The sequence below is a fragment of the Xanthomonas sp. NCPPB 1128 genome, assembly GCF_001043115.1.
In the GTDB taxonomy this organism is placed as follows: domain Bacteria; phylum Pseudomonadota; class Gammaproteobacteria; order Xanthomonadales; family Xanthomonadaceae; genus Xanthomonas_A.
Window position 1 is genome coordinate 49,406 of record NZ_LFME01000015.1, and the last position, 25,004, is coordinate 74,409.

Here is a 25,004-nt window from a genome sequence, read left to right on the forward strand (position 1 = left end):
CGCCCATGCGGACAAGCCCGCACGGACGATCGGCGCCGGCCGCCAACACTGCATGCCGGCCGGCACCTGTTGCTACCCCTTGACGCACACCACCTGCCGCAGCGTATGCACGATCTCCACCAGGTCGCGCTGGGCGGCCATCACCGCCTCGATCGGCTTGTAGGCCGCCGGCGACTCGTCCACCACGTCCTGGTCCTTGCGGCACTCCACGTGCGCGGTGGCCTTGGCGTGCTCGTCGACGCTGATGCGGCGACGCGCCTCGGTACGGCTCATCACCCGGCCGGCGCCATGGCTGCAGCTGTGGAAGCTGTCGGCGTTGCCCAGCCCGCGTACGATGAAGCTCTTGGCGCCCATGCTGCCGGGAATGATGCCCAGCTCGCCCTTGCGCGCGCTCACCGCGCCCTTGCGGGTCACGAACACGTCCTTGCCGAAGTGGTGCTCGCGGCTGACGTAGTTGTGGTGGCAGTTCACCGCTTCGGCCTGCGCCTCGAACGGCTTGGCGATGACCGTGCGGACCGCCTCGACCACGCTGCGCATCATGATCTCGCGGTTGATCCGCGCATAGCGCTGCGCCCAGTCCACCGCGAACACATAGTCGCCGTAGTACTGGCTGCCCTCCGGCAGGTAGGCCAGGTCCTGGTCCGGCAGGTTGATCATCCAGCGCCGCATTTCCTCCTTGGCCAGCTGGATGAAGTGGTTGCCGATCGCATTGCCCACGCCGCGCGAGCCGGAGTGCAGCATGAACCAGACCCGCTGCGTCTCGTCCAGGCACATCTCCACGAAGTGGTTGCCGGTGCCGAGGGTGCCGAGATGCTGCAGGTTGTTGGTCTTGCGCAAGCGCGGGTGGCGCTCGCAGATCAGCGCGAAATCGCTGGCCAGCTGCGCCCAGCCGTCCACCGCCGCGCCCGGCGGCGTCTGCCACGCGCCCTTGTCGCGCGCGCCAGGCGTGCGCCCATGCGGGACCGCGCGCTCGATCGCGCTGCGGATCGGCGCCAGATTGTCCGGCAGGTCGCTGGCGACCAGCGAGGTGCGCGCGGCGATCATCCCGCAGCCGATGTCCACGCCCACCGCGGCCGGCACGATCGCGCCGATGGTCGGCACCACCGAACCGACGGTCGCGCCCTTACCAAGGTGCACGTCGGGCATCACCGCGATCCAGCGATGGATGAAGGGCAGCTTGGCGATGTTCTGCAGCTGCTGGCGCGCCTCGTCCTCCAGCGGCACGCCGCGGGTCCACAGTTTGATCGGCGCCGCTCCCGGCTGCGCAATGACATCGTACTGCTCGGTATTCATGGTGTTGTTCCTTGTGCAACGGATCTTCGAAAAAAGCGCGGTGACGAGGGAGGGTGGAACCTTCCGCATGGCGGCACTGCCGCCGTGCGGCCGGGACTCGAACCCGACCCGTGAAGGGATACCAAATGGAGTTCCACCTGCATTCACCGCAAAACCAACGCATCGCCTCATGCGGCAAGTCCGTACGCGGAACGATCGCTCTACCCCTGAGCTACCGCCATGTGGCGGGCGGGATTCGAACCCGCGACCGATGGAGTTCCGCCTGCATCCGCCAGGCAACGCGCACAACAGGACCGACGACGACCACGACAAGGGGGATGGAACATTCCCGCTCTATCCAACTGAGCTACCACCCCATCGAAGGGTGGGCGGGACTCGAACCCGCGACCTGGAGCTTAAGAGGCTGTAGTTCCATCGGCATTCGTGGACGCCGGCGGCGAAACCTGGAGGCGACGACTGCCGCCTCCGTCAACTGAAATCTTGCATCTCCCACAGCCCGGCGGGCCCCATTGCCCGCCGGGTCCAGTGCTTCCATGCAACGCACACAACAGGACCGACGACATCCACGACAAGAGGGATGGAACATTCCTGCTCTACCGACTGAGCTACCTCCCCATCCTTGGGGTGGGCGGGAATCGAACCCGCGACATGGAGCTTCAAAGGCTGTAGTTCCATCGGCATTCGTGGACGCCGGCGGCGAAACAGGGAAGCGACGACTGCCGCCTCCGTCAACTCGACATCTTGTGTCTCCCACAGCCCGGCGGGCCCCATTGCCCGCCGGGTAGTACCTTCCCTTCAACCGACCTCACACCACGATCGAGGCGATCCGCTCGACCCAACGCTTGGCGCCGGCGCCTTCGGCCGCGAACGTGGCCAGCAGGTCGAACACCGCATCGCTGAAGCCGCCGACATGCAGGATGTCGTCGCGCTCGACCGTCTGGCTGGTGGCCACCGGCTGCAGGTCGATGCAGACCATGCGCGCCTGCGGACACCGCGCCTTCAACTCTGCCCAGGCCTGCATGGTCGCGGTCGCCCCGTTGCGGGTGTCGCGCCAACTCTCGTTGTCCGACACCAGCACCAGCAGGTCGACGGGCACACGCTGCGCATTCAACTGCAGCAGCGGCGCGCTGACGCTGGTCCCGCCACCGCACAAGGCGGCCAGTTGCTGCGCCTGGGCGATCACGTCCTGGCGCTGCCGCAACCGCAGCGACCGCACTTCGGTGTCGAACGGCAACACCGTGGCGCGCGGATTGACCCGCTGCACGCAGGCCGCGATCAGCGCGGCGACATCCACGCAGCGCACGCTGCTGCTGGCGCCGCGGCGGAAGCCGGTGACCGGTGCGGCCATCGACCCGGACACATCCACCGCAACCACTACCTCGCCGTCCAACCGCGGGACCTGCCGCGTCGCGATCTCCATCGCGTCGCGCAGCGCCTGCCCGATCTGCGGCGGCAACCTGCTGGCCGCGGTGCTGGCCACCAGCAACTGGTACGGAAACACCCGGGCGCGCTGGATCTGCGCCGGATCGCGCAAGCGTGCCGCGACCTGCGCCACCATCGCCTTGTCCTCGAACACCCCATGCCGCGCGAAGGTGTTGAGGTTCATGCGCAAGGTCTGCCACGACGCGTTCCGGGCCAGCGCCGCCCAATGCGCCGCGGTCAGCGGCAAGGCGGTGTAGTACTGGAACGGCAGCTCCGGCAACACCTCCGACGGGGCGCGCTTGAACGCCTCGTACGCCTGCAGCATCGCCGGCAGCGCTTCCTCGCGGTACGGCTTGCCGACGACCCACGCGTACAGCGCCTCGCGCTCGGCGTCGGCCGGCTTCGGGTGGACCATGCGGATCACGTCGGCCAACGACGGCTGCTGGCCGATCGCCGCCTGCACGATGGTCTGCGCCGAGGCCTGCTGCAGCCACTGCCGCACCAGGCGCTTGGGCCGCGACCCCAGCGACTTGCGCCCGAGTTGCCCGCTGCGCACGATCTGCACGAAGTTGCGCAGCAAGCGGCCGTTGTCGATCACCCGCGGGAAGGCCCGTGCGAACAGGTCCGGATCGCGGGTGGTCAGCGTGGCCAACAACAAGGCCGGTATGTCCTTCATGTGCGCGACCTGACGTGCGTAGATCGCGGTCTGCGCGACGAAGCCCGGATCGACCTGCGCGCACAGCCCGAGCACCTGCTGCAGTTGCAGCTCGGCGCCGGCATAGAAGGTGCCGTTCAAGCAGCCGGTGGCCGCGTACAGCGCCAGCGCCGCCTGCGGCGAACGCGCATAGGCGGCGCCGCCCGCGTCGTTGCGCACGGTCGCCGGCGGCAACAGCGCGCCACGCGAGGACGAGAACAGAGAGAGGTTGGCCATGTCAGGCTCCTTGCGGGAACGGCCCGCGTTGGTGATGACCAGGTATCGCAATGGCCGTGCCAACTTTTCCAAAAATCGATTAAGTCATTGATCTAAAATAATAAATATTTGATCAACAGCCAATCGATGCTTGTCCGATACCAGATATTTCTATACCTTAGGCGACGTTCTTATAAGGATGGATATGGACAGGCCACAGGTGGTGTTCGGCATGCTCGGCACTCAGCTGGATGCGGGCAGCGGTCCCGGGCGCTGGGAAAAGTGGCGCCCGACGGTGGCGCTGGGGATGCACGAGGATTTCCTGCTCAGCCGCCTGGAGCTGCTGACCGACCTGCGCCGCTACCAGAAGCTGGCGCAACTGGTGCGCGAGGACCTGGGCCAGGTCTCGCCGGACACGCAGGTGCGGCTGCACGACACCTACCTGGCCGATCCCTGGGACTTCGAGGGGGTCTACGCCACCCTGCACGACTTCTTCGCCGGCTATGCGTTCCGCCCGGACGAGGAGGACTACTACCTGCACATCACCACCGGCAGCCACGTCAGCCAGATCTGCGGCTTCCTGCTGACCGAGAGCCGGCACTTCCCCGGGCGCCTGCTGCAGACGTCGCCGCCGCGCAAACAGGGCAGCGGCGAGGCCGGCGCCTACTCCGTGATCGACCTGGACCTGTCGCGCTACGACCGCATCGCACAGCGCTTCCAGCAGCAGCAACTGCAGGACCGCGCGTTGCTGAAGAGCGGCATCGCCACGCGCAATGCGGCGTTCAACCGCATGATCGAACAGATCGAGACCGTGGCCACGCGTTCCAGGGCGCCGATGCTGCTGATGGGCCCGACCGGCGCCGGCAAGAGCCAGCTGGCCAAGCGCGTGTTCGAACTGAAGAAACTCAAGCATCAGTTGCCGGGGCGTTTCGTCGAGGTCAATTGCGCCACCCTGCGCGGCGACGGCGCGATGAGCGCACTGTTCGGGCACACCAAGGGCGCCTATACCGGCGCGGTCAGCGACCGCCCGGGGCTGCTGCGCTCGGCCCACCAGGGCCTGCTGTTCCTCGACGAGATCGGCGAGCTCGGCCTGGACGAGCAGGCCATGCTGCTGCGGGCACTGGAAGAGAAGCGGTTCCTGCCGGTCGGCAGCGACCGCGAGGTGGAGAGCGAGTTCCAGCTGATCGCCGGTACCAATCGCGACCTGCACCAGCACGTGGCGCAAGGCCGCTTCCGCGAGGACCTGCTGGCGCGCCTGAACCTGTGGACCTACCACCTGCCCGGCGTGGCCGAACGCCGCGAGGACATCGAGCCGAACCTGGACTTCGAACTGGAGCGCTGGTCGCGCGAGCAGCACCAGCGGGTGACCTTCAATCGCGAGGCGCGCAGCCGCTACCTCGCCTTCGCCACCGGCGCGGAGGCGCGCTGGCACGGCAACTTCCGCGACCTCAGCGCCTCGGTGATGCGCCTGGCGACGCTGGCCAATGCCGGGCGCATCCAGCTCGAGTTGGTGGAAGAGGAAATCGAGCGCCTGCGTCGGCAGTGGCGCGACGGCACCCCGCCCTCCCCGCTGGACGCGCTGCTCGGTGAGGCGGCGGCGGCGCTGGACCGCTTCGACCGCGTGCAACTGGAGGACGTGGTCCGGGTCTGCGCCACCGCCAAGTCGCTGTCGCAGGCCGGGCGCGAACTGTTCGCGGTCTCGCGCACGCAGCGCGCCAGCACCAACGACGCCGACCGCCTGCGCAAGTACCTGGCGCGGTTCGGCCTGGACTGGGAGCAGGTGCGCGAGGGTGGGCGCGCCGCATCGCAGGACTGACCGAGGCCGCATGTCTGGCCCAGACAATCTGGCACACCGCCCTGCGACGACGGCAGGACCGGAACGGCGCCGCTGACGCGCAACGCCGCAGGCCGAAACCACCCTGCCCGCGGCGCAGCAGCGACAACGCCGGAGGCAAGCGCGGGCGACGGCCAGCCGCGTATCAGACGCCGCACGTGACCGGCATCCAGCGCACGGCGGCGCCGGCCTTGCCCAGCCCGGGAATCCGACGCACCGCCCACGCACTTCCAGCATCTGCACCAACGCGCCGGAAACCCAAGCGCAGGCGGATGGCCGATCACGCAGCCTCTGCAGTGCAGCATTGCAATGCGCGTATGGTCGCCGCGATTTAATTCATTGGTATGCCGCCGCGATGGCCGCCTATCCTCGCCCCAGCGCCGGCACCGCCGATCACATGACGGGAACGCCTGCCGCCGAAGACACCGCAACCGCGCAGAGGGACTCACACCATGGCAGGACCGATGGGGCCGACGGCTCCGCTCTCGCCTTCCGCGCCACGCGCCGGGCAGGCACCCTCCTATCGTGCCGCACTGTCGCTGCTGGCTTCGCTGTTCTTCATGTGGGGCTTCATCACCGTCATCAACAACACCTTGCTGCCGCATCTGCGCAGCGTGTTCGCGCTGAGCTACACCCAGGCCACGCTGATCGAGTCGGTCTGGTTCATCGCCTACTTCTTCGCCTCGCTGCCGGCGGCGAAGCTGATCGAGCGGATCGGCTACCAACGCGCGCTGGTGACCGGACTGGGCATCATGGCGCTCGGCGCGCTGGGCATGATCGCCGCCGCGCGCCTGGTCTCCTATGGCATCACCCTCGGCTCGCTGTTCGTGATCGCCAGCGGCATCACCCTGCTGCAGGTCGCGGCCAATCCGTACGTCGCAGTGATCGGCAGCACGGACACCGCCTCGGCGCGACTCAACCTGGTGCAGGCGTTCAACTCGGTCGGCACCACCCTGGCGCCGCTGTTCGGCGGCTATCTGATCCTGGGCCGTTCGGCCTCCGGCACCGCCAAGGGCGATGCGCTACTGACCCAGGCCGAACGCCTGGCCGACGCGCAATCGGTGCAACTGCCCTATCTCATCGTCGCCGCCGTGCTGGTGGCACTGGCCGTGGTCGTCGCCCGCTTCACGCTGCCTGCGCTCGGCCAGGACACCCGGCGCGCCACGCACCAGCAACGCGCGCGCCATTCGCTGTGGCAGCATCGCAACCTGATGCTCGGCATCCCGGCCATCTTCATCTACCTGATCGCCGAGATCGGCGTCTCCAACCTCTTCATCAACTTCGTGTCGCAGCCGCAGATCGGCAACCTCAGCCACGAACAGGCCTCGCATTACCTGTTCCTGCTGTGGGGCGGGATGATGGTCGGGCGCTTCGCCGGCAGCGCGCTGATGCGCCGCGTCGCACCGGAGACCGTGCTGGCGCTGTTCTCGATCGGCGCCTTCGCGGTGATGCTGTCGACGGTATTGAGCAGCGGCCATGTCGCGATGTGGTCGCTGATCGCGGTCGGCCTGTTCCATTCGATCATGTTCCCGACCATCTTCACCCTCGGCATCAAGGGCCTGGGTCCGCTCACCGAGGAGGGGTCGGGCCTGCTGATCATGGCCATCGCCGGCGGCGCGCTGGTGGTGGTACAGGGGTGGCTCGCCGACCACGTCGGCCTGCAGCGCGCCTTCCTGCTCACCGCCGCCTGCGAACTGTATGTGCTGTTCTATGCCCTGTGGGGAGCGAAGACGCCGGCGCCGCGCGCACCATGATGCGGTGAGGACGACGCGGCCGGCTCCACGGATGCCCGAGAACGTGGGTTGATCGGCTTCGGCCAGACGGCCGGCATCGCTGCTCCACGTGTTCGCCGGACCCTCACCCCAACCCCTCTCCCGGTGGGAGAGGGGCGTTGAGGCCCTTCTCCCACCGGGAGAAGGTGCCCCCGAAGGGGGCGGATGAGGGTACGGGCGAAGCCTGACAACACCTCGATCGCAGCACAGAGCGATCAAGCGAGGCGCAAAACCTCAGGTCGCGCGCGCCGCGCGAGGGGCGTCGCTCGCACCTGCGCACTTCGCGCACAGGCCATGCACTTCCAGCGTCTGCGCCTGCGGCTGGAAGCCCAGCGCCTTGGCGCGCTGCTCCAGTTGCGCGACCACGTCGCGGTCCTCCAGTTCCACCGCGCTGTGGCAGCGGTCGCAGATCAGGAACGGCACCGAATGCTGCGCGCTGCTCGGGTGGTGGCAGGCGACGAAGGCGTTGACCGACTCGAGCTTGTGCACGAAGCCGTTGGCCATCAGGAAATCCAGCGCGCGGTACACCGTGGGCGGGGCGTCGGCGCCCACGCCCTTGCCCTCGCGCACCCATTCCAGCAGGTCGTAGGCCTTGACCGGGCGCCCGGCCTCGGCGATCAGCCGCAGCACGTTGGCGCGGATCGGCGTCAGGCGCAGACCGCGCTCGCGGCTCACCCGCTCCACCACCTTGACGAAGTCGGCAGCGTCGTGGACGTGGTGATGCGGCTCGGTGCAGGCGGTCTTCTTGCTGGACATGGCGGTCTCCCGGGAATCAGCTTCCCGCTGGGATCTTGATGAGCGCGGCGTCGATACGTTTCAAGGCCTCCTCGCGGCCGGCCAGGTAGACGGTCTGCGAGATGTCCGGGCTGACCTGGGTGCCGGTGATGGCCACGCGCAGCGGCTGCGCCACCTTGCCCATGCCGATCTCCAGGGCCGCAGCGGTGTCGTGCAGCGCGGCGGCGACGCCCTCCAGGCTCCACTGCGGCAGCGCCGCCAGCAGTTCCCGGGCCTTGCCCAGCGCCAGCTCGGCGCCCGGCTTGAAATGCTTGGCCACCGCCGCCTCATCGTAGCTGGTCAGCGGGCGATACCAGACCTCGGCCTTCTCGGCCATTTCCTTCAGGGTCTGCACACGCTCGCGCAGCGCCACCACCACCTCGGCCGCGGCCGGGCCGGCCGCCGGGTCGATGCCGAGCTTGCGCAACTGGAATTCCAGCTGCGGCGCGATCGTGGCCGGGTCGTCGCTCTTGAGGTAGTGCTGGTTGACCCAGCCGAGCTTGGCCATGTCCAGGCGCGCGGCCTTGGAATTGACATCCTTGACGTCGAACAGGTCGACCAGCTCCTGGCGCCCGAACAACTCCTGGTCGCCGTGCGACCAGCCCAGCCGCGCCAGGTAGTTGATCAGCGCGTGCGGCAGGTAGCCGGCGTCCTTGTACTGCATCACGTCGGCCGCGCCGGTGCGCTTGGACAGCTTGGCGCCCTGCTCGTCGAGGATCATCGGCATGTGCGCGAACTTCGGCACCGGCGCGCCCAGCGCCTGGTAGATGTTGATCTGCCGCGGGGTATTGTTGATGTGGTCGTCGCCGCGGATCACCTCGGTGATGCCCATGTCCCAGTCGTCCACCACCACCGCGAAGTTGTAGGTGGGGTAGCCGTCGGGACGGAAGATCACCATGTCGTCCAGTTCGCTGTTGGCGATCTCAATGCGGCCCTTGATCAGGTCGTCGAACGCCACCACGCCCTCGGTCGGGTTCTTGAAGCGGATCACCCGGTTCGGATCGTCGCGGTGCGGCAGGCTCAGTTCGCGCGCGGCGCCGTTGTAGCGCGGCTTTTCCTGCCGCGCCATCGCCGCCTCGCGCATCGCGTCCAGCTCCTCGCGGGTCTCGTAGGCGTAGTAGGCCTTGCCCTGCGCCAGCAACTGCTCGGCGACCTCGCGGTAGCGATCCAGGCGCCGGGTCTGGTAGATCGGGCCTTCGTCGTAGTCCAGGCCCAACCAGTCCATCGCCTCCAGGATCGCGTCGATCGCCGCCTGGGTGCTGCGCTCGCGGTCGGTATCCTCGATCCGCAGCACGAATTCGCCGCCGCGGTGGCGCGCCTCCAGCCAGCAGTACAGCGCAGTGCGCGCGCCGCCGATGTGCAGGTAACCGGTGGGACTGGGGGCGAAACGGGTGCGGCAGGCCATGGAACGCTCGAAACGACGGGAATCGGGCGATTTTACCTTGCTGGGGCGGCGCCTGCCTGGCGCCGGGAGTGGGGATTGGGGATTCGGGATTGGGGCAAGCGGCGTATCGCAGAGAAAAAAGTCTTGGCAAGCCCGTCGCTGCCGATGACAGGTGCCTGCCCTCTACGCGAAGCCGCTCAGTTCCGCGCGTACCACGGCTGGTGCAAGCTGGCCGCGCCAGTCGCGGTCGTTGGCCACCTGTGCGTTGGCGCGGCTGGCCTCGAGCGCGGCGACATCCAGCTCGGCGATCGCCCAGACCTGCTCGCCGCGGGTCTGCGCGAGGATGCCGTCGGCGGGGAAGCCGGCGTCCATCGGCGCGTACAGCGTCGCCTCGCCGGTGTTCACGTCCAGCGCCGGGCTCCATTCGGCGACGCCGGCGGTCACCGACTGGGCCACGAAGATGCGGTTCTCCAACGCCCGCGCCAGACAGCCCACGCGCACGCGGGTGGCACCGGCCTCGGTGTCGGTGCAACTGGGCACCACCAGCAGGCGTGCGCCGGCCTCGTACTGGGCGCGGACCGGCAGCGGGAACTCGCTGTCGTAGCAGACCGCCACGCCGGCGCGCACGCCCTCGGCCTCGAACACCTTCAGCGCCTCGCCGCCGTCGATCAGGCCGGTGGCCTTTTCGAAGCCGGTCAGCTGCAGCTTGTCCTGCCAGCCGTGGCCGCCGTCCGGAGTGAACCAGTAGGCGCGATTGCGGTAGCGCCCCTGGCCCAGGTCGAGCAGGAAGCTGCCGGCGACCACGTGCAGGCGATGCCGCCGCGCCAGGTCGGCGAACAAGGTCATGTACGGTGCATGCAACGCCTGGATCGCGGCCAGCGAGGCCGGCAGCCGCGCCGACACGTCGGCGCCGAAGGTGGCGGCCAGTTCCAGCGACAGGTATTCGGGCAGCACCGCCAGCTGCGCGCCGGCGTGCGCGGCCTCGCCGAGCAGCATGGCCTGCTTGTCGGCGAAGGCGGCGAAATCGGCGGGCGCGCCGATCGGATACTTGGCGACGGCGATTTTCATGCGGCAGGCTCCAGCGCGCGGGTCCAGAAACCCAGGGTATGCGGCGTTTCGCCGCGGCCGACCTCGTTCCAGGGCAGGTGCATGCGCAACGCCGGTTGCGGCTGGTAGCCGCGCTTGCGCCAGAACGCGTCGTTGCCGCGATAGTCCGGCGGCCGCCGCGGATCGTCGGGTGCCCGCTCCACCGAACAGAATGCGGTCAATTTGAAGCGACCGAGCGCGCGCGCATGCGCCTCGCGCTCGTCGAAGAAGGCGTGGCCGATGCTGCGACCGCGGTACTGCGGCAACAACACCGACTCGCCGAAATAGAACACCTCGGCCGGGTCGATCTCGCTGCCGGCGAAGGCCGCCGCGAACGCCTCGGCATCGTCCAGCAGCGGCAACCCGGTGGACGCGCCGACCACCTGCTCGCCGTCGCATGCCAGCACGAACACGCTGTCCGGCGAGGCGGCATAAGCGGCCAGGTAGTCGCGCTCGTAGCCCAGGTCGCCGTCGTAGAGGTACGGCCAGTCGCGGACCACCGCGATGCGCAGCTGCGCGACCGCGTCCAGGAACGGCACGATCCCGGCGCCGCGCAGGCGCTGAATGGAGAGCGGAGAGTGCATCCGTGCACTCTACCGCAAGCGTTTCCCTGGCGCTGCCTGCCTGGCGGTGCCCTCGCGTGCGCGTCCTTGCCGCTTCCCTGCGTGGGCGTCCTGCCCCTCCTGTGATGCACGCGCTTCCTCGCGCTGCCTGGCTCGCGATGCCCTTGCGCGCATCCTTGCCATGTCTTCCCTGCGTAGGCGTCCTGCCCGTCCTGTGATGCGAGCGTTTTCTACCGCTGCCTGCCTGCCGGGCGATGCGCTTGCGGATGCGTCCTTGCCGCCTCCCTGCGTGGGCGTCCTGCCCGTCCTGTGAAAGGTGGTGGCGTCCTGCCACCACCAGCGTTCCTGTCGTTGATGACCGATGACGATCCGGTCCCACCGTAGCGGCGATCGATGCGGACGCCCTGCCTCAGCGCCACCAGCGGCACAGCAGGGCGGCCTGTGCCGGCAGCACCAGCAAGCGTGCGCGGCCCTGCGCCTCCCAGGTGACGAAGCCCGGCGCGGGCGGGTGCCCGCCCTGCTCCACGTCCATCGCCCAGGCCGGATCGCGGCGTACCGCGCGCCAGGGGCAGTAGCGCCACGGCGCAGCGTCGCCGGGCAAGGCCGCGCGCGCCTGCAGCGCGCTGGCCAGGAACGCCGCCGCGTCGCCGGCCAGGGCGGCGCGGCTGCGCTCGCTCAGGCGCAACCACAGGGCGCCGCCCCGGTCGGCGGCGGTGACCAGCGCGGCCTGTGCGCTGCGCGCCAGGCTCGCCGGCAAATTGCCGTGATGCAGGCCATGGGTCTCCAGCGCTGCAGGCAGCAGCGCCTGCAGGCGACGATGCAGATGACGATGCGCGACCATGTCCGGTGCTCCTTCCGACGGCTCAGCGCAGCGACGCGCCGAGTTCGTACCAGTCGATCCGGCGGGTGATCCACATGATCGCGCCGAGGATGCCGAACAGCAGCAGCGAGCCCATCAGCAAGGCGTTGTCCTCCGAGGCCAGCAGGCCGTACAACGCCCCGTACAACACGGTGAGCATGGCGGCGAAGCCGGCCGCGCGCAGGCGGCTGCGCAACACCCCGGACAGGTAGAAGAACTGCAGCCCGATACAGGCCGCCGCCGAGACCAGATAGGCCTGCCAGAACGGGATGTGCTCGGACAGGCTGAGCAGCAGCAGGAAGAAGATCGCCAGCGCCAGGCCGACCAGCAGGTACTGCAGCGGATGGATCGGCAGGCGCTTGATCAGCTCGAACAGGCCGAAGGCGACGAAGGTCAGCACCACGAACAGCAGGCCGTACTTGCTGGCGCGCTCGGCCTGGGTGTACACGTCCACCGGGTCGACCAGGTCCACACGCAGCGCATCGAGATCCTGCCCACCGGACGCCAGCTGCGCCTGCGCACCGGTGGCCAGAGACGACAGCGCCCAGTTCGCCTGGAACCCCTGCGCGGTGATGCGGCGCTCGTTGGGCAGGAAGCGGCCGCCGAACAGCGGATGCGGCCATGGCGAATTCAGCGCGATCTGGTTGTCGTCGCCGACCGGCACGATCGACAGCGCCTGGGTGCCGTCGAGCACGAACTCCATCTGCACGTCGTGCAGGTCGGTGAGCCGCCCCTGCTGGGCGTCCGCCAACGCCGGCAGCACCGCGTGCACACCCTTGGTGATCGTGGCCAGCCCTTCCGAGCCCGGCTGCAGCGGTAGCGCGCGGCCGTCGGCGCGCAGGTTCGGCGTGCCGACCAGGCCGCGCACGTCCTGCAGGCCGATCGCCAGATACGGCGTGCCGTAGCGGCGGCGGTCGGCGGCGGCGTAGTCGAGATCGTCGAACTCGGCCTTGAGCCGCGCGTGCCAGCTGTAGACCTGCACCTTGAACAGGCCGATGCGGCGCTGCGACGGCTTCAGTTCGCCTTCGACCTGCAGCCGCCGCGGCGCCTGCAGCACGTAGCCGGTCTCGGTCTGGCGCTGGCTCACGCGTTTGCCGTCGGCATCGAGGACCATCACGTCGCGTTCCTGCGTCCACGGGATCACCCGCAGCGGGCCGAGCAGGCGCTGTTCGCCGGCCTTGCTCTGCGACACCCGCTCCACCGCCTGTTCGCGGTAGTGCTGGCGGTCCTGCACGGTGCCGCGAATCATCAGCAGCGGGATCAGCAACAACAGGATCAATCCGCCGATGGTGGCGAATCGCAGCAGCAGTTTCAGGGATTTCATGGCGGCCTCTCGATTGGGAGGGCGCCAGGATGCGACCACTGCGTGGGGAGGGTTTGAGGCGAATTTGAAGTGGGTGTGAAGTGGGAGGAGCCGGGATTGGGGATTGGGGAATCGGGATTGGTGGCCGGCATCCTGTCGACGCGGCATCCCCTACTGTAGGGGCGGCTTCAGCCGCGAAGGGCTCTACCGGGAGCGCACGGCGCGGCTGAAGCCGCTCCTACACGAGCGCTCTCCGGCTCAGGCCAGCGGCAACGCCAGGCAGGCCACCGCGCCGCCGCCGTCGCGGTTGCGCAGGCTGGCGTCGCCACCGTGCAGGCGCGCCACCTCGCGCACGAACGGCAGGCCGAGGCCGGAGCTGCGCTGGCCGGTGGCCGGGCGCGCCAGCGAATAGAAGCGCTCGAACACCCGCTCCAGCGCGTAGTCCGGCACGCCCGGACCTGCGTCCTCCACCGACAGCAGCACGCGCGCATCGGCGCCGCGTTCGACGCGCAGCACGAGGGCCGCGCCCTCCGGCGAGAACGCGATGGCGTTGTCGAGCAGGTTGTGCAGCGCCTGGCGCAGCAGGTAAGGATCGCCCGACACCACCAGGGCCGGATCCTGCGCCTGCACCTTCAGCCGCAGGCCGCGCGCCTGCAGCTGCGGCGCCAGCGCTTCGGCCAGGTCGGCGCACAGCGGCGCCAGCGCCACCGGCTCGCGCCGCTGCAGCCAGCCGTGCTGCTCCACCTCGGCCAGCGCCAGCAGCTTGTCGATGGTCTCGGTGAGGCGCTGCTGCTGCTCGGCGATGTTGCGCACGAAGCGCTGCCGCTCCGGCTCCGGCAGCGGCTCCTGCAGCAGTTCCGCTGCGCCGCGGATCGCCGCCAGCGGGCTCTTCATCTCGTGGGTCAGCGACTGTACGTACTGCTCGACGTACTGCTTGCCCTCCAGCTTGCGGCGCATCGTCTCCAGCGCCCGGCCGAGATCGCCGATCTCGTCGCGGCGCGGCGGCGGCGGCGGCACTGGTGCACCGGCGCTGACCGCCTGCGCGTAGCGGTTGAGCCGGCCGATCCCGCGCAGCAGGCCCCAGGTCATCAGGATCCCGATCAGCGCGGAGATGCCGATCAGCCAGGCGCCGCGCAGCAGGATGCTGCGCTGGCTGGCGACGATGAACGGCTCGATGCTGCGGTTGGGCTGGGACAGGGTCAACACGCCGATGAGCCGCCGCGGATCGGCCGGATCGTAGACCGGCGCGGCCACGTGCATCACGGTGTGGTTGGGGTCGCCGTCGGCCTCGGGACTGGAGCGGGCGCCGTACTCGCCGCGCAGGGTGCGGTACACGTCGTTCCAGCGCGAATTGTCGCGGCCGATGTCCTGCCCGCGCGAGTCGAACACCACGATGCCCGCCGCATCGGTGATGGTGACGCGATAGTCGACGCTGTGCTTGGGGAAGCGCCAGACCATCGCGCGCGGATCGCGCCGTTGCGCGGCGCCCAGGTCGCGGGCGAAACGGCCGCGGGCGATGCGCCCGTCCTTCAGGTCCTGCGCGGCCATCTGCGCCAACACGTTGGCTGCGTCCACCAGGGTCGATTCCATCGCCTGGCGCACGCCCGGCTTGACCTCGTTGACGAACACCCGCATCACGAAGAACGCGGCCACGCCGACGATCAGGAAGAAACCCAGGAACAGCTTCAGCCCCAGCCGCACCTCAGGCCTCCAGCGCGTAGCCGAGGCCACGGTGGGTGCGGATCGGGTCGTGGCTGGCGCCGGCCGCGCGCAGCTTGGCGCGCAGGGTCTTGATGTGGGTGTCGACGGTGCGGTCGGCACTGTCGGCGCTGCTGTCCCAGCCGCGGTCCATCAGTTGCGCGCGGCTGAGGATGGCGCCGGGCCGCTGCAGCAGCGCCGCCAGCAGCGCGTACTCGTAGCGGGTCAGGTCCAGCACTGCGCCGCGCCAGCGGATGCGGCGGCCGTCGCGGTCGATGGCGAAATCGCCGTGCTGCTGCCAACCGGCCTCGGCCTCGCCGACGACGACCGCCGGACGTCGCAGCCGCGCCCGCACCCGCGCGACCAGTTCGCGCGGCGAGAACGGCTTGGCCATGTAGTCGTCGGCGCCCAGTTCCAGGCCGAGCACGCGGTCGATCTCCTCGTTGCGCGCGGTCAGGAACAGCACCGGCACCTGGCTGAAGCCGCGCAGCGTGCGGCACACCTCGAACCCGCTCAGGTCCGGCAGGCCCACGTCCAGCACCACCACGTCGATGCCGCCCTCGCGCACCTGCGCCAGCGCCTCGCGCCCGAGCTGGCAGTGGCGTACCTGGTAGCCCTCGCTGCGCAACGCGTACAGCACGGTGTCGGCGATGGCGGATTCGTCCTCGACCACGAGGACACAGGCGGCGGCAGGCGTGGACATGGCGCGCAGCATAGCGGCCACGCGGGCGCCGCGGCAGTCCGTGCCGCCATTGCCGGCATCGGCCATGGTCGGTACGGCCTGCGCCGCGCGCAGGTGGGGACCGGGTCAGCCGCGGCTGCCGCGGTGCGCGCCGGACGCGGCCGACGGCGCCGCCAGCTCCACCCGATTGCGGCCGCCGTGCTTGGCCCGGTACAGCGCGGCATCGGCGCGCGCCAGCAATGCCTGGCTGCTTTCGCCAGCGCCGGCTTCGGCGACGCCGATGCTGACGGTCAGGCGCAGGCCTGGCACCACCGCGTCGAACGACTGCCGCTCCAGCACCTCACGCAGTTGGTCCGCCAGCTGACTCGCCTCGGCGCAGGCCGCGCCGGGCAACAGCGCCAGGAACTCCTCGCCACCGGTGCGGCCGAAGCTGTCGTTCCTGCGCAGGCGCTGGCGCAGGGTCGTGGCGACCAGCCGCAGCACTTGGTCGCCCGCCGCATGGCCGTGCTCGTCGTTGATGCGCTTGAAGTGGTCCACGTCCAGCGCCAGCACCGCCAACGGCATGCGCCCGCCACGCGGCAACGCCGCCAGCGCGGTGTCCAGTTCGCTCAGGACCTGGCGCCGCGAGGCGACGCCGGTGAGGCTGTCGATGCGCACTTCTCGGCGGGCGCCGCGCAGGCGCCCGAGGGTCAGGAACAGCACCCCGCCGAGCACCGCCAGCAACAGCAGCGCCGCGCCCAGCAGCGCGCGGCGCAGGGTCGCCTCGCGCTCCATCGCCTGCAGCCGATTGCGCTGGGTTTCGGCCTTCTGCGCCAGTTGCAGCGCCGCCAGGTCGCGCTCGCGGCTTTCCGATTCGGCGATCAGGAATTGCGATTGCTCGCGCTGCATGCGCGTGTCCAGTTCCTGCTGCACCCGCATCTGCGCCTCGCGCGCATCCAGTGCCTGGCGCCATGCGCCGAACGCGCGCAAGGCCGTGGCCTTCAGATCCAGCACGTCGCCGAGGCTGCGCAGGTCGCCGTTGGCGCGGTAGCCCTGTTCGGCCTGCTCGGCCAGCGCCAGGGCTGCGCGCGGGTCGCCGCTGCGCTCGGCGATCAGCGCATCCACGTAATCGCGTCGCGCGCGCATCAGCCGCGTGGCACCCATCGCGAGCAGTTGCGCCTCGGCCTGCTGCCGCTGCGCCCGCGCCTGTGGCAGCTGTCCCAGCAAGGCATTGACCCGCGCCGCACGCAGCAACAGCGACGCCTGTGAACCTTCCAGCGGATGCCGGCCATGCAGCTCCGCCGCGCGCAGGTAGGCGGCCAGCGCCGCCGTCAGGTCGCCGCGCTGCTCGTCAATGGCGCCTTCGCGCTCCACCGCCAGCGCCTGCATGTAGCCGCCATCGCCCTGCCTGGCGCGCTGCAGGACCTCGGCGACGACCTGCTGCGACAGGTCCGGCAGGCCCATGTCCAGGTAGGCGTCGGCGATGCCGATCAGGGTCAGCAGCGCCACCCAGCCAGCATCGCGCTGTGCGTCGAGCCGGCGCAGTTCCTGCAAGGTGCGCAGCGACTGCGCGTAGTGGCCGGCATCGCGCTCGGCGAAGGCGCGCAGGCGCAGGGCCGCCGCGCGCAGGCGCGGGAACCGCTGCGCGTCGGTCAGCGCCAGGATCGTGGTGGCGGGCCGCAGGTAGGCCGGGCGCTGGCCGTCGTTGTACAGCGCATAGGTCTCGCACAGCAGGTACTCCAGGCGCACCTGCACGTGGGCGCGCGCGATCGCGCCGCGCTCGCCGCGTCGCGCCTGCTCCACCGCCGCCGCCGGCCCCTGCGGGAAATGCTGGCAGTCGAAGGCGTCTAGGCGCGCGCGCCGCACCGGGTCGCTGGCAGGCAGCAGCGCCTGCAGGCGGGCATGCGCGACACGGTAGGCCTGCTCATCGGCGGCCATGTCCTTGCCGTGCGCGCCGACCTCCTCGATCAGCGCATCGAATGCCGCGGCCTGCGTTGCGCCAGGGGTGGCGGCCTCGGAACGAGAGGCACCGCATGCGGCGAACGGCAGCGCCAACGCCAGGACACCGAGCAACAGGGAAGAAGACATGACCATGCAAACCGTGGCACCCGCCGGCCGCCCACGCGGTATCGGCACTGCGCACCCGAACGCTCCGACGACGCCTGCGCCCGGATGCACAGGCCCATCGTCCACGCCTTCCGGGTCCTTGCCCGGCAGGCGCCGCGCGGCCGCGCGCGGTCGCCCGGCTAGTGTACCGCGGCCGCGGACGCGCCCTGCCCGGCACCATGCCAGGCGTGGCCGGCCGGCGTGGCGCCCCGTACACTGCACGGATGAATTACCGCCACGCCTTCCACGCCGGCAACCATGCCGACGTCCTCAAGCACATCGTGCTGCTGGCGCTGCTCGATGCGTTCAAGCGCAAGGACAGCCCGTTCTTCGTGCTCGATACGCATGCCGGGCGCGGTCGCTATCTGTTCGCCGCCAACGAGGCGCGCAAGACCGGCGAGGCGGTCGCTGGCGTGCTGCGGCTGATGGGCCAGCCGACCCTGCCCGAGGTGGTGGAGCGCTATCTGCGCGCGGTGCAGGCCGACAATCCCGTGGGCGCGCTGGTCGCGTATCCCGGCTCGCCGCTGCTGGTGGCGCAGGCGCTGCGCGCGCAGGACCGGCTGGCCGCCTGCGAGCTGCAGCCCGAGGAAGCCGCCGAGCTCAAGACGCTGTTCGCCCACGATCGCCGCGTGCAGGTGCATGCCGGCGACGGCTATGCAGCGATCAAGGCGTTCCTGCCGCCGAAGTCCGGGGCGAACCGGATCGGCCGCGGGCTGGTGCTGATCGACCCGCCCTACGAGGCGCAGGACGCCGAATACCCGATGATCGTGGCCGCGCTGCGCGAGACCCTGGGCCGCTGGCCGCAGGCGGTGTGCGCGGTGTGGTACCCGATCAAGCAGCGCCGCAGCCTGCAGCCGTTCTTCCGCAAGGCCGCGGCCCTGCCGGTGACGTCGGCGCTGGTCGCCGAGCTGCAGGTGAGACCGGACGATTCGCCGCTGCGGCTCAACGGCAGCGGCATGCTGCTGCTCAATCCGCCCTGGCAGTTCGAGCAGACCCTGGCGCAGGCGCTGCCGCCGCTGAAGGCGCACCTGGGCGAAGGCGGCGCCAGTACGCGCCTGGAGTGGCTCAAGCGCGAAGCGTGAGCTGCCGGGACACGGCGACGGCACGCAGCACCTCGCGCGCCTGGCGCATGCGCACGCTCAGAAGCAATCCCAGTGGTAGGCAACGCGGCTGAAATCGCCGCGCCGCAGGTCGTCCGGGTCGATGAAGAAATTGGCGACACCGCTGTCGCCCCACATCATCTCCTCGTCGCTGTCCAACTGCAGCAGCAGGACCTGCTGGTCCTGCAGTGTGCGCGGGTCTTCCTGGGTGAACTCCGGATAGCCGCCAAGCTTGTGCCCGCCGCGGCTCAGCGCATCGAACAGCGCGTCGTCCACCGCATCCTGCGACAACGCGTGGCCGTTGGCATAGGCGGCGGCGACTTCATCCAGCGGCTTTCCGAGCACCTGCTCGAACCTTACATCGCTGCTGCCGATGGTTTCCTCGCTGGTGTCGAACCGCATCGCCCGCGGCCGCGCCGGATCGAACGGCAGCTTCTCGGCAGCCGGCAACGGCACCTGCGCCTGCCGCGCCGATGCCTCCGGCCGCGGCCAGTACACCACGCGGAAATTGCGTTGTTCACTCAGCGCGGCCAGGTCGCTGCGCGCGCCGCTGAAGTTGGCGCCATAGAAATCGTCGCCGCCGATGAAGAACTGCAGCATGCCCTGGCGCGGGTAGCCCGGCAGCGGCGGCACGCGCGCCAGATCGATCTGCGCCAGCAGTGCCAGCGGCTGGCCATCGGCGCCATGCGGATAGGACCTGTCCCCGGTCCAGTAGGGACGCCCGCCGACCTTGCTGGCCAGGCGATCGTCCTGCGCCATCGGCTGCAACTGCACCTGCAGCATCGGCCGGCGCGTGGCCTGCAGGCGCGCCTGGTACGGGGCCAATGCCTGTGTCGCCAGTTGCTCCGCATCGGCGTCAGCGGCGGCGGTGGCGGTCGTCGGAGTATGGCTTTGCTGCCCGCGCAGCACCCACCAGCGGCCGCCGAGCAGCAGCAACGCCAGCAGCGCGACCAGGCCCAATCCGATCGCCGCCGACACGGCCACGGCATGCGATGTCTTCATCGTCGTGCATTCCCTTGAACGAAGCGCCACTCTAGCAAGACCACCCGAACGGCACATCCACAGGACGCTGCGTTCACGGGCGCAAGGTTTTGGTAATGCGAGAATCCAGACTTCGTCGAGGATCATACGGCCATGGCTACCCGCAACCGCATGCCTCCGTGGCATGAAACCTTCACCCTGCCCAGTGGGCGCGAGTTGCTGATCCGGCCGATCCGGCCGGAGGACAGCGCGCCGCTGCAGGGCGCCTTCGGCCTGCTCGGGCCGACCGAAATCCGCGAGCGTTTCCTGCATTCGACGCAGGAACTGACCGAGGACATGGCGCAACGCCTCACCCATCCCAATCCGAAGTCGGAACTGATCCTGGTCGCGGCCGAGCCGCTGCCGCCGGGCGAGGCCGTGGTCGGCGCGGTAGCGCGCGCCGCGATCCTCCCCGGCACCCGCGAGGCGCAGTACGCAATCCTGGTCAGCAGCTTCGTTTCCGGCCAGGGCCTGGGCCGGCAATTGATGCGCAAGCTGGTCAAGTGGGCACGCCGCAAGTACCTGGACCGGCTCTACGGCGATGTGCTCGAGCGCAACGTGCCGATGCTGCAACTGGCCGAGTCGCTGGGCTTCCAGCGCATGCCGCATCCGGACAATCCGGACCTGGTGCGCGTGGTGCTGGAACTGGGCAACTGAAAATCCGGGGCCCGGGACCCGAAGCCCGGAAATGCCAGCGTTCCGCAGGCAGCTTCAGCCCCTGCTCTTCCGGGTCCCCGATCCCGGGCCCCGGGTCCCGACCTTGCTAAACTAGTTGGTCCATGCCGCCCCTTCCCTTCCCCGTTCCGCCGCTGCCCAAGTCCGGCCAGCTCCGCGCGCACTGGCGCGCGCCCGCGTCCTCCACCGCACTGGCCTGGCACATCGCCTGCGCCGCGTCCGCGCATCGCGGCCCGTTGCTGGTGGTCGCCCGCGACAACCAGAGCGCGCATCAGCTCGAAGCCGACCTGCACAGCCTGCTCGGCAACGATCCGAGCCTGCCGGTGGTGCCGTTCCCGGATTGGGAAACCCTGCCCTACGACCAGTTCAGTCCGCACCCGGACATCGTCAGCCAGCGTCTGGCGGCGTTGCATCGGCTGCCGACGCTGACCCAGGGCATCGTGGTGGTGCCGGTGCAGACGCTGATGCAGCGGGTGGCACCGCTGCGCTACATCGTCGGCGGCAGCTTCGACCTGCGCGTGGGTCAGCGCCTGGACCTGGATGCGGAGAAGCGCCGGCTGGAGAGCGCCGGCTACCGCAACGTGCCGCAGGTGATGGACCCGGGCGATTTCGCCGTGCGTGGCGGTCTGCTCGACGTGTATCCGATGGGCACCGAGGCGCCGCTGCGCATCGAGCTGCTGGACGAGGACATCGACTCGATCCGCGCCTTCGACCCGGAATCGCAGCGCTCGCTGGACCATGTGCAGGCGGTGCACATGCTGCCCGGGCGCGAGGTGCCGATGGACGACGTCAGCGTGGAGCGGGTGTTGAGCGCGCTGCGCGAGCGCTTCGACGTGGACACCCGGCGCAGTGCGCTGTACCAGGATCTGAAGGCCGGGCTGGCGCCGTCGGGCATCGAGTACTACCTGCCGCTGTTCTTCCAGGACACGCGCAGCAGCGGCGCGCGCGAGGCCACTGCCACCCTGTTCGATTATCTGGGCGCGCACGTGCTGCCGCTGATCGCACCGGGCGTGGGCGCCGCCGCCGATGCGTTCTGGACGCAGACCCAGGCCCGCTACGAGCAACGCCGCCACGACGTGGAGCGTCCGCTGCTGGCGCCGGAGGAGCTGTACCAGGCGCCGGACGCGTTGCGCGAACGCCTCAATGGGCTGCCGCGCATCGACGTGTGGGCCGCCGACCATCCGCGTATCGACGAGGCGCAGGCACTGGGCGACCAGCCGCTGCCGCCGTTGCCGGTGGCGGCCAAGGACGCCGCGCCGGGCGCGGCGCTGAAGAGCTTCCTCGATCACTATCCAGGCCGGGTCCTGATCGCCGCCGATTCGCCGGGTCGCCGCGAGGCGCTGCTGGAAGTGCTGGCCGCCGCGGAGCTGAAGCCGGAGGTGCTGCCGAACTTCACGGCATTCCTCCCTTCTCCCACCGGGAGAAGGTGGCGCGAAGCGCCGGATGAGGGTGCGGCGCGCGCGCCATCCTCATCGAAGAAGGCTCCTGCTTCGTCCGCGTCCTCGACGGCCGCGCAGGCAAAACTCCCTAGCGGTCGTACCCTCACCCCAACCCCTCTCCCGCAGGGAGAGGGGCTTGATGCTGCACGTTTCGCCATTGCCGTTGCGCCGCTGGACGATGGCTTTGCGCTGGAAGAGCCACGGATCGCGGTGCTCACCGAGCGTCAGCTGTTCCCCGAGCGCGCCAGCCAGCCGCGGCGTAGCCGTCGCGTGGGGCGCGAGCCGGAAGCGATCATCCGCGACCTGGGCGAATTGTCCGAGGGCGCGCCGATCGTGCACGAGGACCATGGCGTCGGCCGCTACCGCGGACTGATCGTGCTCGATGCCGGCGGCATGCCCGGCGAGTTCCTGGAAATCGAATACGCCAAGGGCGACCGCCTGTACGTGCCGGTCGCGCAGTTGCACCTGATCAGCCGCTACTCCGGCGCCTCGGCCGAGACCGCGCCGCTGCATTCGCTGGGCGGCGAGCAATGGACCAAGGCCAAGCGCAAGGCCGCCGAGAAGGTGCGCGACGTGGCCGCGGAACTGCTGGAGATCCAGGCGCGCCGCCAGGCCCGCGCCGGTCTGGCGCTGCAGGTGGACCGCAGCATGTACGAGCCGTTCGCCGCCGGCTTCCCGTTCGAGGAAACCCCCGATCAGTTGGCCGCGATCGATGCCACCCTGCGCGACCTGGCCAGCAGCCAGCCGATGGACCGCGTGGTCTGCGGCGACGTCGGCTTCGGCAAGACCGAGGTGGCGGTGCGCGCGGCCTTCGCCGCGGCCAGCGCCGGCAAGCAGGTGGCTGTGCTGGTGCCGACCACGCTGCTGGCCGAACAGCACTACCGCAACTTCCGCGACCGCTTCGCCGACTACCCGCTCAAGGTCGAGGTACTGTCGCGCTTCAAGAGCAGCAAGGAGATCAAGGCCGAGCTGGAGAAGGTCGGCGCCGGCAGCATCGATGTGATCGTCGGCACCCATCGCCTGCTGCAGCCGGACGTGAAGTTCAAGGACCTTGGCATGGTCATCGTCGACGAGGAACAGCGCTTCGGCGTGCGCCAGAAGGAAGCGCTGAAGGCGCTGCGCGCCAACGTGCACCTGCTCACGCTGACCGCCACGCCGATCCCGCGCACCTTGAACATGGCCATGGCCGGGCTGCGCGACCTGTCGATCATCGCCACGCCGCCACCGAACCGGCTGGCGGTGCAGACCTTCGTCACCCAGTGGGACAACGCGCTGCTGCGCGAAGCCTTCCAGCGCGAGCTGGCGCGCGGCGGCCAGCTGTACTTCCTGCACAATGACGTGGAGAGCATCGGCCGCATGCAGCGCGAGCTGAGCGAGCTGGTACCGGAGGCGCGCATCGGCATCGCCCACGGGCAGATGCCCGAGCGCGAGCTGGAAAAGGTGATGCTGGATTTCCAGAAGCAGCGCTTCAACGTGCTGCTGTCGACCACGATCATCGAATCGGGCATCGACATTCCCAACGCCAACACCATCGTCATCAACCGCGCCGACCGCTTCGGCTTGGCGCAGCTGCACCAGTTGCGCGGCCGCGTCGGCCGCTCGCACCACCGCGCCTACGCCTATCTGCTGGTGCCGGACCGGCGCAGCATCACCCCCGACGCGCAGAAGCGGCTGGACGCCATCGCCTCGATGGACGAACTGGGCGCCGGCTTCACCCTGGCCACCCACGACCTGGAGATCCGCGGTGCCGGCGAACTGCTCGGCGAGGACCAGAGCGGGCAGATGGCCGAGGTCGGCTTCAGCCTGTACACCGAACTGCTGGAACGCGCGGTGCGCAGCATCCGCCAGGGCAAGCTGCCGGACCTGGACGCCGGCGAGGAAGTGCGCGGCGCCGAGGTGGAACTGCATGTGCCCGCCCTGATCCCCGACGACTACCTGCCCGACGTGCACACCCGCCTGACCCTGTACAAGCGCATCTCCAGCGCCCGCGACAGCGACGGCCTGCGCGAACTGCAGGTGGAGATGATCGACCGCTTCGGCCTGCTGCCGGATCCGGTGAAGCACCTGTTCGCCATCGCCGAGCTGAAGCTGCAGGCCAACGCGCTGGGCATCCGCAAGCTGGAACTGGGCGAACACGGCGGGCGCCTGGTGTTCGAAGCCAAGCCCGACGTGGATCCGATGACCATCATCCAGATGATCCAGAAGCAGCCCAAGCTGTACGCGATGGACGGCCCGGACAAATTGAAGCTCAAGCTGCCGTTGCCGGAAGCGGCCGACCGCTTCAACGCCGCACGCGGCCTGCTGACCGCGCTGTCGCCGCGCTGAGCGACGCGGGCGCTCCTGCCCGCGTCAACACACAGGAGCGGCCGTCGCACCCGGGCCGCACGCGTCTCGTTCTCACACGCCGCCGCCACATGCGGCGGCGTACGGCGTGCCTGCCGTTTGCGCGACAGCCGAACGCAACGGTCTTCACGTGAAGACCGACAGGGCGCGCGTTACGCGGCTTTTTTGACGTCTTCACGCGCCGTCACGATTGGCACAGCACGTGCAGGAGATCTGCGAGGCCCGCTGCGCGTACGCCGTTATGGGATGCGCATCTTGCGCTGGTCTGAACCACTCAGGCTTGCGTGCGGCGTGGGAGACAAATGCTTCACGCGAGCTAAATATTTCTAAATATTTCCTGTCTGCGCCGATATCGCTCTTACCGAAGCCTGCACGTGTCCTTCATGGGGCGCCACCGGCTTTCCACTTGCCTACTGCCGGAGACCCGCCATGCGCTCGACGCCCCCCGATGAACAGGATCCGCCGCTGCAGCTGCGCGTGGACGGCGACATGACCATCCGTCGTGCGGCCGAACTGAAGCCGCTGCTGCTGCCGGCGCTGGAGCATCCCGGCGGCCTGCGCCTGCAGTTGCAGGAGGTCACCGACATCGATGCCACCGGCGTGCAACTGCTGCTGGCCACCCAGGCCGCGCTGCGCGCGCTGGGGCGGCCGTTCCACCTGGAGGGCTGCAGCACGGCGGTCGGCGATGCGCTGGACCTGCTCGGCCTGGGCGACGCGTTCGAGCGCGTCGGCGACGACACTCTTCACTAATCGGCAGCACGA

18 protein-coding genes and 1 pseudogene are annotated in these 25,004 nt (G+C 69.6%); 7 read left to right on the plus strand and 12 right to left on the minus strand.

Annotation, left to right across the window (positions count from 1 at the left end; translation table 11 throughout):
• Positions 1–72 precede the first annotated feature (72 nt).
• Both ACP93_RS11195 and ACP93_RS11200 read right to left on the minus strand, forming a co-directional pair.
• Positions 73–1,293, minus strand: coding sequence for an RtcB family protein (locus tag ACP93_RS11195; RefSeq protein WP_048490771.1), 1,221 nt, complete (start codon positions 1,291–1,293; stop codon positions 73–75).
• Positions 1,294–2,098: 805 nt separating this feature from the next.
• Positions 2,099–3,646, minus strand: coding sequence for a TROVE domain-containing protein (locus ACP93_RS11200; protein WP_048490772.1), 1,548 nt, complete (start codon positions 3,644–3,646; stop codon positions 2,099–2,101).
• Between the two features lie 184 nt (positions 3,647–3,830).
• On the opposite strand from ACP93_RS11200, the gene rtcR reads away from it, so the two are divergent.
• Positions 3,831–5,441 carry an RNA repair transcriptional activator RtcR gene (gene rtcR / locus ACP93_RS11205; protein ID WP_048490773.1) on the plus strand — a complete coding sequence of 537 codons (1,611 nt, stop codon included), beginning with the start codon at positions 3,831–3,833 and terminating at the stop codon, positions 5,439–5,441.
• Positions 5,442–5,911: 470 nt separating this feature from the next.
• A complete protein-coding gene (locus ACP93_RS11210; protein ID WP_048490774.1) occupies positions 5,912–7,213 on the plus strand; it encodes a sugar MFS transporter in 1,302 nt (433 codons plus the stop codon).
• Positions 7,214–7,465: 252 nt separating this feature from the next.
• Here ACP93_RS11210 and ACP93_RS11215 read toward each other — a convergent pair whose 3' ends face one another.
• The 9 genes from ACP93_RS11215 to ACP93_RS20835 form a co-directional block, all read right to left on the minus strand.
• Complete coding sequence (locus tag ACP93_RS11215; RefSeq protein WP_048490775.1) at positions 7,466–7,987, minus strand: transcriptional repressor; 522 nt, start codon at positions 7,985–7,987, stop codon at positions 7,466–7,468.
• A 16-nt stretch (positions 7,988–8,003) separates the two neighbouring features.
• A complete protein-coding gene (gltX, locus tag ACP93_RS11220; RefSeq protein WP_048490776.1) occupies positions 8,004–9,410 on the minus strand; it encodes a glutamate--tRNA ligase in 1,407 nt (468 codons plus the stop codon).
• Between the two features lie 162 nt (positions 9,411–9,572).
• Positions 9,573–10,457 (minus strand): carbon-nitrogen hydrolase family protein, encoded by an 885-nt coding sequence (locus tag ACP93_RS11225; protein ID WP_048490777.1) that lies wholly within the window; start codon positions 10,455–10,457, stop codon positions 9,573–9,575.
• A complete protein-coding gene (locus ACP93_RS11230; RefSeq protein ID WP_048490778.1) occupies positions 10,454–11,059 on the minus strand; it encodes a GNAT family N-acetyltransferase in 606 nt (201 codons plus the stop codon). Before ACP93_RS11230 ends, ACP93_RS11225 begins: the two co-directional genes overlap by 4 nt.
• Positions 11,060–11,447: 388 nt before the next feature.
• Positions 11,448–11,879 (minus strand): hypothetical protein, encoded by a 432-nt coding sequence (locus ACP93_RS11235; RefSeq protein ID WP_048490779.1) that lies wholly within the window; start codon positions 11,877–11,879, stop codon positions 11,448–11,450.
• Positions 11,880–11,901: 22 nt separating this feature from the next.
• Positions 11,902–13,221: a cell envelope integrity protein CreD gene (gene creD / locus ACP93_RS11240; protein ID WP_048490780.1), complete on the minus strand. Its 1,320-nt coding sequence runs from the start codon at positions 13,219–13,221 to the stop codon at positions 11,902–11,904.
• Between the two features lie 237 nt (positions 13,222–13,458).
• A complete protein-coding gene (gene creC, locus ACP93_RS11245) occupies positions 13,459–14,901 on the minus strand; it encodes a two-component system sensor histidine kinase CreC (RefSeq protein WP_048490781.1) in 1,443 nt (480 codons plus the stop codon).
• 1 nt (position 14,902) lies between these two features.
• Positions 14,903–15,613 carry a two-component system response regulator CreB gene (gene creB / locus ACP93_RS11250; RefSeq protein ID WP_082143437.1) on the minus strand — a complete coding sequence of 237 codons (711 nt, stop codon included), beginning with the start codon at positions 15,611–15,613 and terminating at the stop codon, positions 14,903–14,905.
• 93 nt (positions 15,614–15,706) lie between these two features.
• Positions 15,707–17,647, minus strand: a complete 1,941-nt coding sequence (locus tag ACP93_RS20835) for a GGDEF domain-containing protein (protein ID WP_157862432.1) — start codon at positions 17,645–17,647, stop codon at positions 15,707–15,709.
• 242 nt (positions 17,648–17,889) lie between these two features.
• On the opposite strand from ACP93_RS20835, the gene rlmJ reads away from it, so the two are divergent.
• A complete protein-coding gene (rlmJ, locus tag ACP93_RS11260; RefSeq protein ID WP_048490782.1) occupies positions 17,890–18,747 on the plus strand; it encodes a 23S rRNA (adenine(2030)-N(6))-methyltransferase RlmJ in 858 nt (285 codons plus the stop codon).
• Positions 18,748–18,804: 57 nt separating this feature from the next.
• Here rlmJ and ACP93_RS11265 read toward each other — a convergent pair whose 3' ends face one another.
• Positions 18,805–19,767: a YwqG family protein gene (locus ACP93_RS11265; RefSeq protein WP_048490783.1), complete on the minus strand. Its 963-nt coding sequence runs from the start codon at positions 19,765–19,767 to the stop codon at positions 18,805–18,807.
• Between the two features lie 132 nt (positions 19,768–19,899).
• On the opposite strand from ACP93_RS11265, the gene ACP93_RS11270 reads away from it, so the two are divergent.
• From ACP93_RS11270 to ACP93_RS11280, 4 genes and pseudogenes are all read left to right on the plus strand, one after another.
• The gene (locus ACP93_RS11270; protein WP_048490784.1) at positions 19,900–20,442 is read left to right on the plus strand and encodes a GNAT family N-acetyltransferase; all 543 of its coding nucleotides are present in this window, start codon (positions 19,900–19,902) and stop codon (positions 20,440–20,442) included.
• 122 nt (positions 20,443–20,564) lie between these two features.
• Positions 20,565–21,866: pseudogene (locus ACP93_RS22500) on the plus strand (transcription-repair coupling factor); the annotation flags it as partial.
• Positions 21,840–24,224, plus strand: a complete 2,385-nt coding sequence (gene mfd, locus ACP93_RS11275) for a transcription-repair coupling factor (protein WP_343123108.1) — start codon at positions 21,840–21,842, stop codon at positions 24,222–24,224. The pseudogene ACP93_RS22500 and the gene mfd, both read left to right, overlap by 27 nt.
• 447 nt (positions 24,225–24,671) lie before the next feature.
• On the plus strand, positions 24,672–24,992 hold the full coding sequence (locus ACP93_RS11280; RefSeq protein ID WP_048490786.1) for an STAS domain-containing protein: 321 nt from the start codon (positions 24,672–24,674) through the stop codon (positions 24,990–24,992).
• Positions 24,993–25,004: the final 12 nt, after the last annotated feature.

What these genes read in the sequence shown, in the direction of transcription:
- creB (WP_082143437.1), bottom strand. Translation starts at nt 15,613, where the DNA reads ATGCTGCGCGCCATGTCCACGCCTGCCGCCGCCTGTGTCCTCGTGGTC.
- ACP93_RS11265 (WP_048490783.1), bottom strand. Translation starts at nt 19,767, where the DNA reads ATGAAGACATCGCATGCCGTGGCCGTGTCGGCGGCGATCGGATTGGGC.
- ACP93_RS11210 (WP_048490774.1), top strand. Translation starts at nt 5,912, where the DNA reads ATGGCAGGACCGATGGGGCCGACGGCTCCGCTCTCGCCTTCCGCGCCA.
- ACP93_RS20835 (WP_157862432.1), bottom strand. Translation starts at nt 17,647, where the DNA reads ATGTCTTCTTCCCTGTTGCTCGGTGTCCTGGCGTTGGCGCTGCCGTTC.
- ACP93_RS11225 (WP_048490777.1), bottom strand. Translation starts at nt 10,457, where the DNA reads ATGAAAATCGCCGTCGCCAAGTATCCGATCGGCGCGCCCGCCGATTTC.
- ACP93_RS11280 (WP_048490786.1), top strand. Translation starts at nt 24,672, where the DNA reads ATGCGCTCGACGCCCCCCGATGAACAGGATCCGCCGCTGCAGCTGCGC.
- ACP93_RS11230 (WP_048490778.1), bottom strand. Translation starts at nt 11,059, where the DNA reads ATGCACTCTCCGCTCTCCATTCAGCGCCTGCGCGGCGCCGGGATCGTG.
- ACP93_RS11200 (WP_048490772.1), bottom strand. Translation starts at nt 3,646, where the DNA reads ATGGCCAACCTCTCTCTGTTCTCGTCCTCGCGTGGCGCGCTGTTGCCG.
- ACP93_RS11195 (WP_048490771.1), bottom strand. Translation starts at nt 1,293, where the DNA reads ATGAATACCGAGCAGTACGATGTCATTGCGCAGCCGGGAGCGGCGCCG.
- ACP93_RS11235 (WP_048490779.1), bottom strand. Translation starts at nt 11,879, where the DNA reads ATGGTCGCGCATCGTCATCTGCATCGTCGCCTGCAGGCGCTGCTGCCT.
- ACP93_RS11215 (WP_048490775.1), bottom strand. Translation starts at nt 7,987, where the DNA reads ATGTCCAGCAAGAAGACCGCCTGCACCGAGCCGCATCACCACGTCCAC.
- rtcR (WP_048490773.1), top strand. Translation starts at nt 3,831, where the DNA reads ATGGACAGGCCACAGGTGGTGTTCGGCATGCTCGGCACTCAGCTGGAT.
- creD (WP_048490780.1), bottom strand. Translation starts at nt 13,221, where the DNA reads ATGAAATCCCTGAAACTGCTGCTGCGATTCGCCACCATCGGCGGATTG.
- gltX (WP_048490776.1), bottom strand. Translation starts at nt 9,410, where the DNA reads ATGGCCTGCCGCACCCGTTTCGCCCCCAGTCCCACCGGTTACCTGCAC.
- rlmJ (WP_048490782.1), top strand. Translation starts at nt 17,890, where the DNA reads ATGAATTACCGCCACGCCTTCCACGCCGGCAACCATGCCGACGTCCTC.
- ACP93_RS11270 (WP_048490784.1), top strand. Translation starts at nt 19,900, where the DNA reads ATGGCTACCCGCAACCGCATGCCTCCGTGGCATGAAACCTTCACCCTG.